Origin of the sequence: Chitinophaga oryzae, from assembly GCF_012516375.2 — a bacterium.
Taxonomy (GTDB): domain Bacteria; phylum Bacteroidota; class Bacteroidia; order Chitinophagales; family Chitinophagaceae; genus Chitinophaga; species Chitinophaga oryzae.
This window is the reverse complement of the sequence record NZ_CP051204.2, coordinates 1,387,273-1,402,571: the sequence shown is the minus strand read 5'-3', so window position 1 is coordinate 1,402,571 and position 15,299 is coordinate 1,387,273. Positions and strand designations below refer to the sequence as shown.

General features: G+C 51.8%; 10 protein-coding genes. 3 read left to right on the top strand and 7 right to left on the bottom strand.

Features of this window, described 5'->3' with window-relative positions; translation table 11 throughout:
• Window positions 1–62: 62 nt before the first annotated feature.
• The 5 genes from HF324_RS05855 to HF324_RS05835 form a co-directional block, all read right to left on the bottom strand.
• Complete coding sequence (locus HF324_RS05855; RefSeq protein ID WP_168810386.1) at window positions 63–878, bottom strand: enoyl-ACP reductase FabI; 816 nt, start codon at window positions 876–878, stop codon at window positions 63–65.
• A gap of 116 nt (window positions 879–994) precedes the next feature.
• On the bottom strand, window positions 995–2,641 hold the full coding sequence (gene recN / locus HF324_RS05850) for a DNA repair protein RecN (RefSeq protein ID WP_168810384.1): 1,647 nt from the start codon (window positions 2,639–2,641) through the stop codon (window positions 995–997).
• A 39-nt stretch (window positions 2,642–2,680) separates the two neighbouring features.
• On the bottom strand, window positions 2,681–4,057 hold the full coding sequence (locus HF324_RS05845) for a tetratricopeptide repeat protein (protein ID WP_168810382.1): 1,377 nt from the start codon (window positions 4,055–4,057) through the stop codon (window positions 2,681–2,683).
• A 393-nt stretch (window positions 4,058–4,450) separates the two neighbouring features.
• Window positions 4,451–5,203, bottom strand: a complete 753-nt coding sequence (locus HF324_RS05840) for a zinc ribbon domain-containing protein (protein WP_168810381.1) — start codon at window positions 5,201–5,203, stop codon at window positions 4,451–4,453.
• A 3-nt stretch (window positions 5,204–5,206) separates the two neighbouring features.
• Window positions 5,207–6,301, bottom strand: coding sequence for a Nif3-like dinuclear metal center hexameric protein (locus tag HF324_RS05835; RefSeq protein ID WP_168862095.1), 1,095 nt, complete (start codon window positions 6,299–6,301; stop codon window positions 5,207–5,209).
• Between the two features lie 44 nt (window positions 6,302–6,345).
• Between HF324_RS05835 and HF324_RS05830 the strand changes: the two genes are divergently transcribed.
• Both HF324_RS05830 and HF324_RS05825 read left to right on the top strand, forming a co-directional pair.
• Window positions 6,346–7,857, top strand: a complete 1,512-nt coding sequence (locus tag HF324_RS05830; RefSeq protein ID WP_168862094.1) for a carboxypeptidase M32 — start codon at window positions 6,346–6,348, stop codon at window positions 7,855–7,857.
• Window positions 7,858–8,179: 322 nt separating this feature from the next.
• Window positions 8,180–8,974 carry a DUF4382 domain-containing protein gene (locus HF324_RS05825; RefSeq protein WP_168810366.1) on the top strand — a complete coding sequence of 265 codons (795 nt, stop codon included), beginning with the start codon at window positions 8,180–8,182 and terminating at the stop codon, window positions 8,972–8,974.
• A gap of 62 nt (window positions 8,975–9,036) precedes the next feature.
• Here the strand turns inward: HF324_RS05825 and HF324_RS05820 are convergent, their stop codons facing one another.
• Together HF324_RS05820 and HF324_RS05815 are read right to left on the bottom strand one after the other, a co-directional pair.
• Entirely contained in the window at window positions 9,037–9,723 is a 687-nt protein-coding gene (locus HF324_RS05820) for a rhodanese-like domain-containing protein (protein ID WP_168810364.1), read from the bottom strand.
• Window positions 9,724–9,729: 6 nt separating this feature from the next.
• Window positions 9,730–10,347, bottom strand: coding sequence for a methyltransferase domain-containing protein (locus HF324_RS05815; protein WP_258539444.1), 618 nt, complete (start codon window positions 10,345–10,347; stop codon window positions 9,730–9,732).
• A gap of 46 nt (window positions 10,348–10,393) precedes the next feature.
• On the opposite strand from HF324_RS05815, the gene HF324_RS05810 reads away from it, so the two are divergent.
• Window positions 10,394–15,229: a PKD domain-containing protein gene (locus HF324_RS05810; protein WP_168862093.1), complete on the top strand. Its 4,836-nt coding sequence runs from the start codon at window positions 10,394–10,396 to the stop codon at window positions 15,227–15,229.
• Window positions 15,230–15,299: the final 70 nt, after the last annotated feature.

Below are 15,299 nucleotides of genomic sequence, written 5' to 3'. Positions count from 1 at the left end.
CTTTAAACAGCAAAGGCTTTCCCGCTGTGGGAAAGCCTTTGTTTATTGAAATCGTTGAAATATTATTCTTTGTCGAGGGCGTCCATGATGGCGTTGGACACGCCGGTGAAGGAGAATCCGCCGTCATGGTAGAGATTCTGCATGGTCACCATCCTGGTCATGTCGGAGAACAGGGTCACCAGGTAGTCAGCGCAGTTGTCGGCCGTGGCATTACCCAGCGGGCTCATTTTTTCTGCGTAACCAATGAAACCACCGAAGCCTTTCACGCCGCTGCCGGCAGTAGTCGGCGTAGGGGACTGGGAAACGGTGTTCACACGTACTTTATTTTTGATGCCGTAGTGGTAACCGAAGCTGCGGGCTACTGATTCCAGCATAGCTTTAGCGTCAGCCATTTCGCTGTAGTCAGGGAATGCACGTTGTGCAGCGATGTAGGTAAGTGCCACTACAGAGCCCCATTCGTTGATGGCGTCCATCTGGTAGGCGGTCTGCAGCACACGGTGTAAGGACAGCGCGGAAATATTGAGGGTTTTCAGCGAAAAGTCGTAATCCAGGTCTGTATACTGTCTTCCTTTACGTACGTTCAGGCTCATGCCTACAGAATGGAGTACAAAATCTATTTTACCGCCAAAATGCTCCATGGATTTGGTAAAAAGATTTTTCAGGTCATCGGTGATGGTTACGTCTGCCGGAATAACAGGGGCCTTGCAGATTTCAGCCAGTTTGTTGATCTCACCCATACGCAGTGCCACAGGTGCATTGGTGAGCACTATTTCAGCGCCTTCTTCCACACAACGGAGCGCTGTTCTCCAGGCCAGTGACTTTTCGTCCAGTGCACCAAAGATGATACCTTTCTTTCCTTTTAATAAGTTATGAGCCATTTGGTCAAAATTAATTTTGGCAAAAATAGTCGTTATAGTTGAAAAAAAAAGTTATTGCTTCCCGGCCATGGCTTTTTAGCATGCAGGCCGGGAAGTAATAACGGTTACGCGGGTACTTATCTCACCATTTCGCGGGCATTTTCCAGGGCGGCGGCAGTAGGCCGTTCACCGCTAAGCATTTGCGCGATCTTATCTATCCGCTCGTCCATCGACAGCAGCCTTACGCTGGTGGTCACTTTCTCCGCACGGGCATCTTTGTATACAAAATAATGGGCGTCGGCTTTGCCGGCAATCTGTGGCTGGTGGGTAATACAGATGATCTGATGCGCTTTGGCCAGATCTTTCAGGATCACGCCCACCTGCCTGGCGGCTTCGCCGGAAATACCGGTGTCGATTTCGTCGAAAATCAGGGTGGGCAGCGCTACCGACTGTGCCACCAGGGATTTGATGCAGAGCATCAGGCGGCTCAACTCACCACCGGAGGCCACTTTGCCTACCGGTGCAAACTGGTTGCTGCGGTTGGCGTCAAACAGGAACTCGATCGTATCCTGCCCGTAAGGGTTCAGTTCCCCCTGTATAATGTCCACTTTGAGCCGGGCGTTAGGCATGCCTACCTGCGCCAGCAGCGTGTTGACTTTTTTCTCAAAAGGCGCCACCTGCTCCTGCCTTTCCGCGGTAATAGCCGCAGCGTCCTTCATCAGGGCCTCGTGTAGCTGCGCCTGTTCTTTTTCCAGCGCCGCCAGCTGTTCATCGAGGTTCAATACCCCATCTACTTTGGCTGTCAGCGTGTCTTTGATGGCCAGCAGTTCATCAGTGGTCTGTACGCCATGCTTTTTAAAGAGCCGGTACCCCAGCGCCATCCGTTCATTTACCTGCTCAATGCGTTGTGCATCGTAGTGTACCTGGTCGTTAATGTTGTCCACTTCACCGGCAATATCCTGCAGTTCCAGGTAGGCAGACAGCATCCTTTCAGATACGGCCGGCATGTCTTTATGAAAGGAGGAGATATGCTGGATAGAGGACTGGAGTTGTTTCAGCTGTTGCAGAATGGGCTGTTCATCTTCCTTCAGCTGGAAAAATACCCGGTTGAGGGTGTTTTTGATCTCTTCCGCGTGTGTCAGCAGCTGCAGCTCATTGTCCAGCTCTTCCACTTCGTTGGGGCTGAAGTCCGCTTCCAGCAGTTCATCCAGCAGGAACCGGTTATAGTCCAGTTCCTTGTTGGCCTGGTCGCGGTCATCCTGTAATTGTTTGTATTTCTTCTGCACCTGCAGGTATTGCAGGAACAGGTGATGATATACTTGTAGGGCAGCGGGTTTGGCCAGCGCGTCGATGACTTCCCGCTGGAAATCGGCGTTGCCCAGTTCGAGGGTATCAAACTGCTGGTGCAGGTCTACCAGGTAGCCTGACAGTTCAGACAGCTGGGATATGTTGACAGGAGTATCATTTACAAACGCCCTGGATTTGCCGGCAGCGCTGATTTCCCGGCGGATGATCAGCGGGTCTTCCAGGTCCAGTTCATGTTGCTGAAAAAAAGCGGCCACCTGTGATTTTTTCACCTTGAAGATGCCTTCAATCACGCATTTGCCGGTTTTATCGAACAGCACGCCGGGATCAGCACGTTCTCCCAGGATCATGGACAGGGCGCCCAGCAGGATAGATTTACCGGCGCCGGTTTCCCCGGTAATGACATTAAGATTACCTGAAAAATCCACTTCCAGGTGATCAATAATGGCGTAGTTTTTAATGATTAGTCGCTGTAACATAAGTCAGGAAATAACTTGAATCACAATTTTTCTCCCTTCTCAACTGCCGTTTACACGTTGTATACCTGCTTTTGCCCGTTGGTCGAGGGAGTTTTTATAATCGTGGCCTTTCATGTTCAGGCATTGCTGATAACACTGAACGGCTTTGGTTTTATCTTTTCTTTTTTCGTAAATATAACCCAATTGCAGGGAAGCTCTGGCCGCGTAATATTCCGGCCGGTTAGCCCCTACCTTGATGGTTACTTCGTACATGGTGACGGCCTTGTCGTCCTGCCCGGTTTCATCATAGATACGGCCGAGGCGGTAGGCGTATTCCAGTTTGTCTTCCATCGCCGGGAAATCGGACGCTTTTTTGGTCAGCAGCAGTTTCAGCGCTTCGTTAAAGAAACCGCCGTCGCTCTGCAGCCGTACTTTCAGCAGGAAAGGGTTGGGCCATTTGCCGCCTTCCGCTTCTTTCAGCGCCTGTTTGTCAGCGTCTGTTTCCGTACCTCCCCGGTTCAGGATCATGTTCCGGTATTTGTTGGCCATGGCCTGATTGCCTTCGAGATAGTAGAACCAGCTTAACCGCTGCAGGCATTCCTTTACATAGAACTTCCCTTTAAACTCGTTGACGAACCTCTCGAGGTACACATGTGCGTCACTATCCAGCCGCGTCAGTTTCAACAGTCCGAAGACATAGTTATAATATTCTATGTCTGCATACTCGTTACCGTCATGCTTCTCCTCCAGCACCCGTATGCCGGTAGCCGCCTTCTGGTTGTTGAGCGACAGGTTGGCCACCATCAGGGCGTACAGGTAGTTGTTTTTGGTATCCAGCTGCTTTTTTTGCAAAAAAGCCCAGGTGTCTTCGGGTTTGTTCACAATAAAGAGCATCAGGTAACAGTAGTAATAATAGGATTCTTCCCTGAACAGTTTAGCTTCCGGCGCATTGCTTTCGATAAAAGCGTTCACATTTTCCATGCCCTGGTGAATACTGCCCTTCATGCCCAGGATATTGGTGATCCATTTATACCCTTCCGGGATAGTACCGAAGACGGTTTGCATGGCCCCCAGCAGCAAGCGGTTGGGTACGAAATCCGGAAACCGGCGCTGGTTTTCTTTCAGGGTCATGTAAGCTTTACGGATCTCCCAGGTAGCGTCCCATTTTTCGTTGAACTTGATCTTGACCATCGCCCACTGAAACTTGATGGCTGCCTGCGTGTACAGATAGTAGGGAGAATCCGGAGACCCTTCCAGCATCTTGTCCAGCCGGACAGCGCGCATACCTCTTTTCCGGGCGTATTCTGCCGGGTCCTCATTGAAAAACAACGGGAAAAAGTCCGCGTAGTTATCCAGGAAGTAAGGTACCAGGTTATCAGGGTTTTCTTTCTTCTCCGCTTCCAACAGCGCCTTACCGGCGTTTAAGCGTAGTTCCATAATGGCTTCATACGCCTGTTCACAACGGCTGTTGAAATCATACGTTTTCTGTCTTGCATCAACTGTAAATCCTAATCCCAGCAAAAGAATCAACGAAAAAATAATACGCATAAGGGCAAAATTCCTGGAATAAATTCAAATCTCACACAACAATTTCACAAATCCCAAATTAACAATCCACATTTTTTAAATGTTGCTTGCCCATCCAATTTCCTGCCACAAATTAAAAGAACTGCTACGCAAACTACCTGCGTAAGGGACACAGGGGCAAAGCTAACATATTTAGTAAAACAAAGCTAAATAAATTAGTATATTTTTATAACGATAACGCTTAAACGAAAAAAGGGCATCCATGGATGCCCTTTTTCAATGTTTTCGGTGTGCCTGATCGCATCAGATGGTGACAGTCGCCTCGAGGTCGTTGTCTACCAGGATACGGCCGCAGTGCTCACAAACGATGATCTTTTTGTGCTGACGGATCTCTGCCTGACGCTGAGGAGGGATCGCGTTATAGCAACCGCCGCAGGAATCACGCTCCACTGTTACCACGGCCAGGCCGTTACGGTAGTTTTTGCGGATTTTTTCGTAGGCAGCCAGTAAACGGGGGTCTACTTTCGCTTTCGCGTCTTCGCTTTCCTTGCGGAAGGCTTTTTCTTCCTTCTCGGTTTCTGCTACGATTTTTTCCAGTTCCCCTTTCTTGTGCTTCAGGTTAGCCTCTTTGTCGGCGATCGCCTTTTTAGCTACTTCCAGGGTGCGGGATTTTTCTTTTATCTCTTCGTTTGCGTCTTTGATATGCTTCTCAGCCAGTTTGATCTCCAGTGACTGCATCTCCATTTCCTTGGTGATGGCCTCAAACTCACGGTTGTTCTTCACATTGTCCTGCTGCTTCTCATACTTCTTGATCAGCGCTTCTGCATCTTTAATAGCAGTTTTCTTGCTGGCAACGAAGTCCTGGATACCTTTGATCTCATTCTCAATATGAGACTGACGTGTATTTAACCCTTCGATCTCATCTTCCAGGTCCTTTACTTCAATCGGCAACTCCCCTTTCAACACCTGGATTTCATCCAGCTTGGAATCAATCTTCTGCAGCTTGAGCACAGATGCTAATTTTTCTTCAACGGAGTATTCTTTTACGGTAGCCATGTATTATAAATAATTTACCGGGTTTGTTTTAATCGTAGATTTAAGAGGCGCAAAATTACGGAATTTTTCAGTCAATATATGATAAAATAATTCCACTGTGAACTGCTCACTCTCGAAATGTCCGACATCTGCTATAACTATTTGATTATCAGCATCAAAAAATTCATGGTATTTAAAATCGGCGGAAATATAGGCATCCGCCCCCGCCGCGATAGCCCGCTTCAACAGGAAGCTGCCCGCTCCCCCGCACAACGCCACCTTCTTCACCGGGCGGCCCTTCAACGGGGTATACCGCACACAGCCGGTCTGAAACTGCTGCTTCACCCACGCCAGGAACGCCTGCTCCTCCATCGCCTCCGGCAGCTCGCCCACCAGCCCGGAACCCACCTGCTGGTAAACATTATCCAGCGTCACCACATCGTAAGCCACCTCTTCATAGGGATGGCTTGCCAACAGGGCCTGTATAATCCCGGATTCCAAATATACCGGAAAAATCACTTCCAACTTTATTTCCCGCTCAAAATGTCTTTCCCCCGGTGTCCCTACATAAGGATCAGTACCGGCGCCTCCTTTGAAAGTGCCCTGCCCTTCTGCATTGAAGCTGCATTCACTGTAATTCCCGATATGCCCCGCCCCGGCGGTAAATAAAGCCGCCCGCACCTTCTCGGCGTCGTCTGCCGGCACAAAGGTGTATAACTTCTTCAGCAAACCGGTCTTCGGCTGCAATACCCGGCATCGCTCCAGCCCCAGCCTGCCCGCCATCTGCGCACATACGCCGTTACGCACATTGTCCAGGTTCGTATGGGCCGCATATACCGCCACATCATGCTTGATAGCCTTGATCGCCACCCGCTCCACATAAGAGCGCCCGTTGATTTTCTTCAGCCCCCCGAAAACAATGGGATGATGCGCCACCACCAGGTTGCAGCCCCGCGCAATCGCCTCGTCGATCACCGCCTCGGTGGCATCCAGCGTCAGCAACACATTGGTCACCTCCCACGACGGGTCCCCGAAAATAAGGCCGGCGTTATCGTAACTCTCCTGGTACGGCAAAGGCGCATAAGCCTCCAGTACCTGTATGATCTCTTTTATCTTCATAGTAAAGCAATTGGTATCCTGTACATTTGCAAAAAAATCCAGTTATGACAGGAAGCAAATCTACTGCAGAACAATATACCGGGTACCAGTCAAAGATGCAAAAAATTGCGGACGTAAGAAACGCCATGGCTGTATTGGGCTGGGACCAGGAAACCTACCTGCCTGAAAAAGGCGCCGCCTTCAGGGGCCAGCAGCTGACCACCCTCAGCGGCATCGCCCATGAACTGTTTACCGAAGAGGCCCTCGGCGACCTCCTCCGGCAACTCCATCATCACAAGGAACTTGACGCCCTCCAGCAGAAAAACATCGCCCTCTCGCTGGAAGACTACGATAAAAACAAAAAATACCCGGCATCGTTCGTGGCAGAGATGTCCAACACCACCAACGAATGCTACCACGCCTGGATCAAAGCCCGCAAAGCCAACGACTACAGCATCTTTGCACCAGCCCTCTCCAGAATGATCACCCTCAAAAAACAGGAAACCACCATCCTGGGCTACGAAGGCCATCCCTACAACGCGCTGCTCAACGAATACGAGAAAGGCGCCACCACCACCATGCTGGACAAGATCTTCGAAGATGTGAAAAAAGCCCTTTCTCCCCTGCTGGCGAAAATTGAAAGCCGCCCGCAGGTGGACAAAGACTTCCTGCTGCTGCACTATAACCGCGACAAACAATGGCAGCTGGGCATCGACCTGCTGAAAGATATGGGCTACGATCTCCAGGCCGGCAGACAGGATATCTCCGAACATCCCTTCACCACCAGCTTCAACCCCCACGACGTAAGGGTCACCACCCGCATCGATGAAAATGACTTCGGCAACATGACCTGGAGCTGCATCCATGAAGGCGGTCACGCCCTCTACGAACAGGGACTCCCGGCCGAACAATACGGCCTCCCCTGCGGCGAGGCCACCAGCCTCGGCATCCACGAATCACAGTCCCGCCTGTGGGAAAACAACGTGGGCCGCAGCCTCAACTTCTGGAAACACCACTACGCCCACGTTCAGCAGCTGTTCCCGGAAAACCTGGGCAATGTGCCGCTCCGGAACTTCTACCAGGCCATCAACCAGGTAAAACCCTCCCTTATCCGCACGGAAGCAGACGAACTCACCTACCACTTCCATATCATGATCCGCTACGAGATCGAAAAAGGACTCATGGACGGCAGTATACCGGTTAACGACCTCCGGCAGGTATGGAATGAATACTACCAGAAATACCTGCACGTCAACGTACCTGACGATGCACAGGGCGTATTACAGGACATCCACTGGTCGCACGGCAGCTTCGGCTACTTCCCCACTTACTCCCTCGGCAGCTTCTACGCCGCCCAGTTCTTTACCACGGCACAAAAACAGGTGCCCGGACTGGACGACGCCATCAGCAGGGGTAATTACCATTCTCTGCTGGAATGGCTGCGCACCCATATCCATCCCTTCGGCCGGTTCTACACCTCCAATGAACTGTGCAAGAAAGTAACCGGCCAGGAACTGCAATTCAGCTACTTCCTCGACTATGCGGAAAAGAAATACGCAGACATCTATAACTGGTGATCGCGCTGATAGTATAATAACCAATCATCATTTCGTCCCCCGGGAATGGCGTTCCAAAGCCATTCCCGGGGGTTTTTATTTTTCCTGAGTACACTAACTTCGTTAAAATCAATATCCTATCTCATTTTTCCACATTATTAAACTTCCTCCTTCTTTAGCAGTCACAGTAATTGGCCTGTGGTTTGGTATAACCCTCATGAATGTTGGAATGCAAAATCATCAGACAGCCGAAAGGATAACATCAGCTTGAGATTGTCCAAGTGCCATACTTTACATAAACAATACTATTTGCGAATTCAAAATCTGTCTAAACATTTAAATCATGAAAAACCGAATCTGGGCCTTTATCGTGGCCATGCCTGCACTCGCGCTGTTATTTACCGCCTGCAACAAAAATGATTCTGACAACAACAGCGGCAAAGCTAAAATGACGGTATATCTTACCGATGCTCCCGCTGACTACGACGCAGTGAATGTAGACATCCAGGATGTTCAGGTGAACGCCTCCAACTCAGACAACGGCTGGCAATCCATCCACCTGCTGCGTCCCGGGGTGTACAACCTGCTTAACTTCAGAAACGGTCTCGACACCGTACTCGCCTCACAGGAACTGCCTGCCGGCGAAATTTCCCAAATCAGACTGGTACTCGGTTCCAACAACAGTGTGGTAATAGATGGCAACACTTATCCGCTGACCACCCCGTCTGCCCAGCAGTCAGGACTGAAGCTCAATGTACACGCGACATTGACCGCAGGTATTGAATACCGCCTGTGGCTCGACTTCGACGCCGCGCGCTCCGTGGTTACTACCGGCAGCAACAAGTACATCCTGAAACCAGTGATCCGTACTTATACACAGGCTACCGGCGGCACCATCAAAGGCATCGCTTTACCGCTGCTCCATGTGTCCGGCGTGTATGCTATCCAGAATGCTGACACCATCGCTGCTGCCAAACCAGATCCGCTGACCGGGGCCTACCTGATCGCAGGCCTCAATGCCGGCGCATATAACCTGGCCATCGCTGGCGACAGCACTGTAAGAGACACCCTCATTACCAATGTGAACGTGACCACCGGCCAGGTAACTATCGTGAATCCGGTGACACTTCTTCCTTAATCAATAACATTAAAAAGCCCCGGGCAACACCCGGGGCTTCTCATTGAATATTGTCTGCGGCACTATTTCACGGCTGCGGCCAACTCCTCTGCTGTAGCCACTCCCTGCTTCCGCCACACTTCCTTCCCGTTTTTATATACAATCAATGTAGGCAACCCTTTGGCGCCAATCGCTTTCATCACATCGGTATCATTACCACCATCCACTTTCTGCAGCCTCACCTTCGGGTGGCTTTGCAAAAATGCTTTCAGCACCGGTTCCAGCTGTTTGCAGGGCGGGCACCATTCGGCGCCTACGTCTGTCAGCACCACGCCATCAGCAATACTTTTGGTATAGGCATCTACCGTCAACTGAGGCTTTTTGGCGTTCACGCCGTCCAACGGTAAGCCGGCCTGTTTCCATGCACTGACGCCATTTTCCAGTTCCACCACTTTGCTGAATCCGTTCTCCCGCATCCATTGCGCCGCCTTGGTGCTGCGGCCACCGCTGAGACAGTAGATATACACAGGCTTCTGTTTGTCGAGATACTTCACGCGTTCATTAAACTCCGCCTTGTTGGTATAATCTGCCTGCAACGCATTGGGCAGATGACCGGTACTGTACTCCGCTGCCGTGCGCACATCAAATACCTGTACACCGGGTTGCTGAATATCTTTTGCAAAGGTCTTTGCATCTTCCTGTTGCGGCTGTTGGGCCTGTAAAACGCCGCCGGTGCACATCAGCAGGGCAGCCATCAAAAAACGGTACATACTGGATTATTTCGGTAAAAAATTAATAAACAATTCGGTCCCCTGACGGGCAGGATGGGAATTATAACACAGCTCCATGGTTTTCAATTCAAACAACGGTGCGAACAACTCCCGGTATTCATTTGCAGCCCCCCCAAAAGGCGGGCCATCATGTGAAAAACTTCTGTTAAACAACACGCCCGCCAGATGCCCGCCGGGTTTGACCAGTGTATGCATATGCGTTACATAAGCCCGGCGCAGCGACGGCTCCAGCGCACAAAAGAAAGTCTGCTCCAGCACCAGGTCATATAGCCCCTGATGCCGGAAAAAATCATCCTCTACGATCTGTAAGGCAGTACCGGCGAAAGCCTCCCGGAGCCGGGCAGTCAGCACCGGCGCTATGTCCAGCACCGTTACCCGCCGAAATCCTTTTTCCAGCAGGTAGGCGGCCTCGTAACTGTTGCCCGCGCCCGGTATCAGGATGTCCAGGTCCTTGTTTTCCAGCTGATCAATGTACGCCTGCAACGGAGGCGATACCCGGCCCATGTCCCAGCCGGTGTCGCCTGTCAGATAACGGTTATTCCAATATTGAGGGTCGGTTGTCTCCATATTATCATTCTCCTTAAAATCGCTATTTACAAACATAATTGTTATTTTTATACTTTATTTCCCGATTGACCACCTATGCCTGATGAAAAACACTAGGATTGCCATCGTTTTGCTACTCCTGCTTGTATTTTCCTGTGACCTGTTCGCGCAAAACGTAGAGATATTACCGGATAAAACAGCCGACTGCCCGCCTTTCACAGTAGCTTTCAACTCCCGGCTCGATCCCGGTTACACCGGCATTGAATGGGACTTCAGCATCGGCGCCAAGGTGACCGGGAACCCCACCCCGTCAAGGATATTCCCTGACCCCGGCGTGTACAAGGTTACCCTTACGGTCGATTATTCCGGCAAAAAAATAGTCAAAACAGTAGATATTACCGTGTACAAACGGCCGGTCGTATCTTTCACGGTGGACAAGACCAGCGGCTGTAAACCGCTGACCGTCAACTTCACCGACCACTCCACACCAGGCGACGGCACCATCGAAAGCATCGTCTGGAACTTCGGCGACGGCAGCGCCGACGGCGGCCCTGCAGTAACCCACCAGTTTACTGAAACAGGCGCCTATAACGTCATCAGCCTCGTTACCAACAGCAAAGGATGCCGCAGTAGCAGCGATCCTGTGACCATCACCGCCAAAGAAGCGCCGGTACTGTCTTTTACGGCCGACAAAACACAGAGCTGCATGGCCCCGCTGACGGTTACCTTCACCAACACCAGCACCAACGCCACCGGCGATCCTATAGCCTACGCATGGGACTACGGAGACGGCACCACCGGCACCGACGCCACACATACCTACACCAAAGAAGGCAGCTATACCGTTACCCTTATACCCACCAGCACCAACAGTTGCGCAGCCCCCCTGCAGAAAAAGAATTTTGTCGTCATCAAAAAACTGACACCCGGTTTTGAATTAAAACAGGGATGCGCCGGCCAGCTGGCGACCCTGTCCAGTACCACTACTCCGGTACCGGACAATATCACCTGGACCCTTCCCGATGGCAGCACCTCGTCGGGTTCCAACGCTTCTTTTTTTGCCGCCACCGCCGGGGATTATAAAGTAAAGCTGCGCGCCACCATCGGCGCCTGCTCCCAGGAAATTGAACAAACAGTACATATCAGCGCCCCTCCGGTAATCAATCCCACAGGAACGCCTACACGCTCCTGCGCAGCGCCCCTGACGACCAGCTTCAAAGCACAGTCGCAGAACGCCACTTCCTGGCTATGGGATTTCGGAGACGGCGCTACTTCCACAGAAGAAAATCCAGCGCATACCTATACACGCTTCGGCACTTATACCGTTACACTCAGGGCCTCCAACGGCAGCAACTGTACAGAGGTGGTAAGGAAAGCGGATTATATCACGCTCAATCCCCCTTTCGTGAACATCGCGCCTTCCGGCACCGAAGCCTGCGTTCCGCTGACCGTACCGTTCATCGCCCAGGTCAACAGTGTGGAGAACGTGGCGAAATACGAATGGGACTTTGGAGACGGCACCACTTCCAACCTGCCGACCCCCACTCATATTTTTGATAAACAGGGAACCTTTACTGTAACACTGAAAATAACGACTACCAGCGGCTGTACCGCAGACGCGAGGACGGTCTTCCGCACCGGCACCCCTCCCGTGGTAGACTTCACCGCCACGCCGTTGAAATCCTGCGCCATCGACCCGGTACAGTTTACCAACCTCTCCACGCCTACCGGGCCAGGCGTTTCCTACATCTGGATTTTCCCGCAGGACAATGGTACCATCACCGGCAAAGACCCTTCCTACAGCTTTAATCATATCGGTCTGCACGACGTACGCCTCATTGTCAATAACAACGGGTGTATCCGGGAACTGCTCAAACCGAAATATATACAGATCCTGCCGCCACAGGCCAGGTTCTCTGTTGAACCTGACTGCGCAGATCCCTATCATCGCCAGTTCACAGACGCATCCAACTTCGGGCCGGAGCCGGTAGCACAAAAAAAATGGTTCTGGGATTTCGGGGAAGGCGGCGCCACTTCCACCCTGCAAAACCCGGAATTCCGCTACACCACTACCGGCAGCAAAACGGTCAGGCTACGGGTGGATAACGGTGTGTGTAAATCCGATACCATTATCAACATCAATATCATCGATGAAAAACCCGTCCTGAAGCCGGACGAGCCATGGGTGTGCATCGGCAAGTCCTTACATGTAAGCCTCGGACCGATGGTTGCCGGCAATATCAATTCCTACACCTGGGACTGGGGCGATGGTACACAACAATACTTCCAGGGTTATGAGATAGATCCGTCCAAAGGGCTGTCACACATTTACCGGAAGTCAGGCACCTATACCATACAACTGGCCATTACAGACAAAAACGGATGCCGTCGTACAGCCGTTCCTGTTACTGCAGCCGTACACGGCGCCCTGGCCGATTTCACGGTCACCGGCAGAAGATGTATCAACGATGAGCTCACCTTTACCGATAAATCCACCATTGATGCAGGCAACAAAATCGTCAACTGGGCATGGGACTTCGGTGACGGCAGTCCGCTGGAGAACAATAACACCCAACCGCTCAACAGCAAACATACTTTTACCAGCTTCAAATCGTATACGGTAACGCTCACCACCACCGACCAATACGGTTGTATCATCCCGGCGCAAAAACCGGTTTACTTCGAAGCAGTAAAAGCTGATTTCTCGCAACCCGCCAACGTGGTGTGCAAAGGCAGCCAGTTTTATTTTACCAGCAGGTCTGCCGGCAGCGTAGCGGACTACGCCTGGGACTTCGGCGATAACACCACCGGTACCGGTTCCAACCCTGCTAAGGCTTACGCCGCTTCGGGCAACTACGATGTAACGCTGAAAATCACTACCCGGGAAGGATGTACCGATCAGATCACCAAAAAGCAGGTACTGCGTGTACCCGATCCCGTAGCCGATTTCTCTTTCCCGCCCAACCTGGAACTCTGTCCGCCGGTAACCGTCCCCTTCACCAACAAATCCAGCGACTTTGTGAAGTCGCTCTGGGATTTCGGCGATAACAGCACTTCTTCCAAAAATGACCCTGGTAACCACATTTACGTGAGGGCTAAAACCTATAACGTTAAACTCACCGTGTATTCAGAAGGTGATTGTCCGGCGACAAAAATCATCCCCGTCACCATTGAAGGCCCTGACGGTACCTTTACCGCTACACCGGCCAATGGCTGCGTTCCGCTGGCAGTCAGCATTACAGCCGTCGCTAACAAGACCACCAATTTCCAGTGGGACTTCGATGACGGCACCGTGTTAAAAACACAGACACCCACAGCGCCCGGGCATACTTATACCAAGCCGGGCATCTATACCCCGAGGGTATCGCTGATCGATGACAAAGGTTGCGCCGTAAAAGCAGAAGGCAACGATAAGATCGTGGTAGACAATGCCGCGGCCGATTTCACGATAGACAACAGCGCAGCCTGCGGAGGCGGTACCGTGTTGTTCAAAAACAACAGCACTTCGGTAACCAACGATCTGCTGGGACTGCCGTTTACCAGCCAATGGACATATGCCCCCGGCAGCACCGGTGCAGATAAAGACGGTTCGTTTAACTACCCGCTGCCCGGCACTTACAACGTCACGCTGGAAGTCACCAGCAACTACGGCTGTAAGGACCGGAAGACGCTGCCTTTGGTGATACCGCCGCAGCCACAGCCGGTCATCAGCCCCGTTCCGGATATATGCGTGACCCGCAGGGTGCAGCTACGTGGCAGCGACAATAAAAATCTGCCGGGCACCAAATGGAAGTGGCAACTGGGCAACGGACAGGAATTTGACCTGCCATCACCGCCGGAAATGGATTTCAGCACCCTTGGCATAACGCCGGTCAGGCTGACGATCACCAACGCCGATGGCTCCTGCCCTGCATCGGCCACGACCAACATAGTGGTGCATCCGGCGCCCCGCCTGCAGCCAACACCAGCAGAGTCCAGCATCTGCAAAGGCGCCTCCCTGCAGCTGTCTGCCAATACAGACGCCAACGCCACGGTGAGCTGGACGCCTTACAACATCTCCGACGCCGCCAGCACAAGCCCCGTTGTAAAACCGGACAACGACGTGGTATACGATGTTCAGGCAACCAGCGAGTTTGGCTGTAAAAGCAATGGCAGCGTAAAAGTCACTGTAATACAGCCTTTCCGGATGTATGCACTCGATGGTAACATCTGCTCCGGCAAAAGCATGCAAATGCAGTCCGGCGGCGCTTACCGCTATAAATGGATACCCGCTGCCGGGTTGAGTAACGCCGATATCCCCGACCCCATCGCGAGCCCGGCGACCACCACCACCTACCAGGTAGTGGGATATGACGACATCGGCTGCTTTACCGATACGGTGCTGGCAAAAGTGACCGTACGGCCCTCCCCGGAAATTAAACTCGGCCCGGACATGGAAGTGGCTGCCGGCAGCGTTATTCCCATGCCCGTCGCAGGCAGCAATGATATTACACAAATAGAATGGACACCCATCACCAACCTGAGCTGTTTCAACTGCCTCACGCCGACGATCACACCCAAAGGCAATACGACCTATCATGTAACCGTCAGCAACCAGTGGGGCTGTATTGCAGGCGACGACATCCATATCAAAACCATCTGCAACGGCGGTAATATCTTCATTCCCAATACGTTTTCACCCAACGGCGACGGCGTGAATGATATTTTCTATATCCGTGGGCGTGGTATGCAAACGGTACGCGTATTCCGCATCTACAACCGCTGGGGCCAGGTGATGTTCGAACGGTTCGGTATCAGCGGCGACGATCCCTCGTTTGGCTGGGACGGCCGTTACAAGGGGGCGCTGCTCAATCCGGATGTGTTTGTGTATTACGCGGAAATCATCTGCGACAGCGGGGAGTCTATGATCATGAAAGGCAACGTGACATTAATCAGATAACAGATGAAGCAGCAATTATCCAATCTTTAAACCATAACGGAGGCATAGGCGTTATGTTTGGTATATATCA

Excerpts from the sequence above, each read along its gene's own strand:
- recN (WP_168810384.1), bottom strand. The coding sequence starts at position 2,641 with ATGTTACAGCGACTAATCATTAAAAACTACGCCATTATTGATCACCTG.
- HF324_RS05835 (WP_168862095.1), bottom strand. The coding sequence starts at position 6,301 with ATGAAGATAAAAGAGATCATACAGGTACTGGAGGCTTATGCGCCTTTG.
- HF324_RS05825 (WP_168810366.1), top strand. The coding sequence starts at position 8,180 with ATGAAAAACCGAATCTGGGCCTTTATCGTGGCCATGCCTGCACTCGCG.
- HF324_RS05855 (WP_168810386.1), bottom strand. The coding sequence starts at position 878 with ATGGCTCATAACTTATTAAAAGGAAAGAAAGGTATCATCTTTGGTGCA.
- HF324_RS05810 (WP_168862093.1), top strand. The coding sequence starts at position 10,394 with ATGAAAAACACTAGGATTGCCATCGTTTTGCTACTCCTGCTTGTATTT.
- HF324_RS05830 (WP_168862094.1), top strand. The coding sequence starts at position 6,346 with ATGACAGGAAGCAAATCTACTGCAGAACAATATACCGGGTACCAGTCA.
- HF324_RS05845 (WP_168810382.1), bottom strand. The coding sequence starts at position 4,057 with ATGGAACTACGCTTAAACGCCGGTAAGGCGCTGTTGGAAGCGGAGAAG.
- HF324_RS05815 (WP_258539444.1), bottom strand. The coding sequence starts at position 10,347 with ATGTTTGTAAATAGCGATTTTAAGGAGAATGATAATATGGAGACAACC.
- HF324_RS05840 (WP_168810381.1), bottom strand. The coding sequence starts at position 5,203 with ATGGCTACCGTAAAAGAATACTCCGTTGAAGAAAAATTAGCATCTGTG.
- HF324_RS05820 (WP_168810364.1), bottom strand. The coding sequence starts at position 9,723 with ATGTACCGTTTTTTGATGGCTGCCCTGCTGATGTGCACCGGCGGCGTT.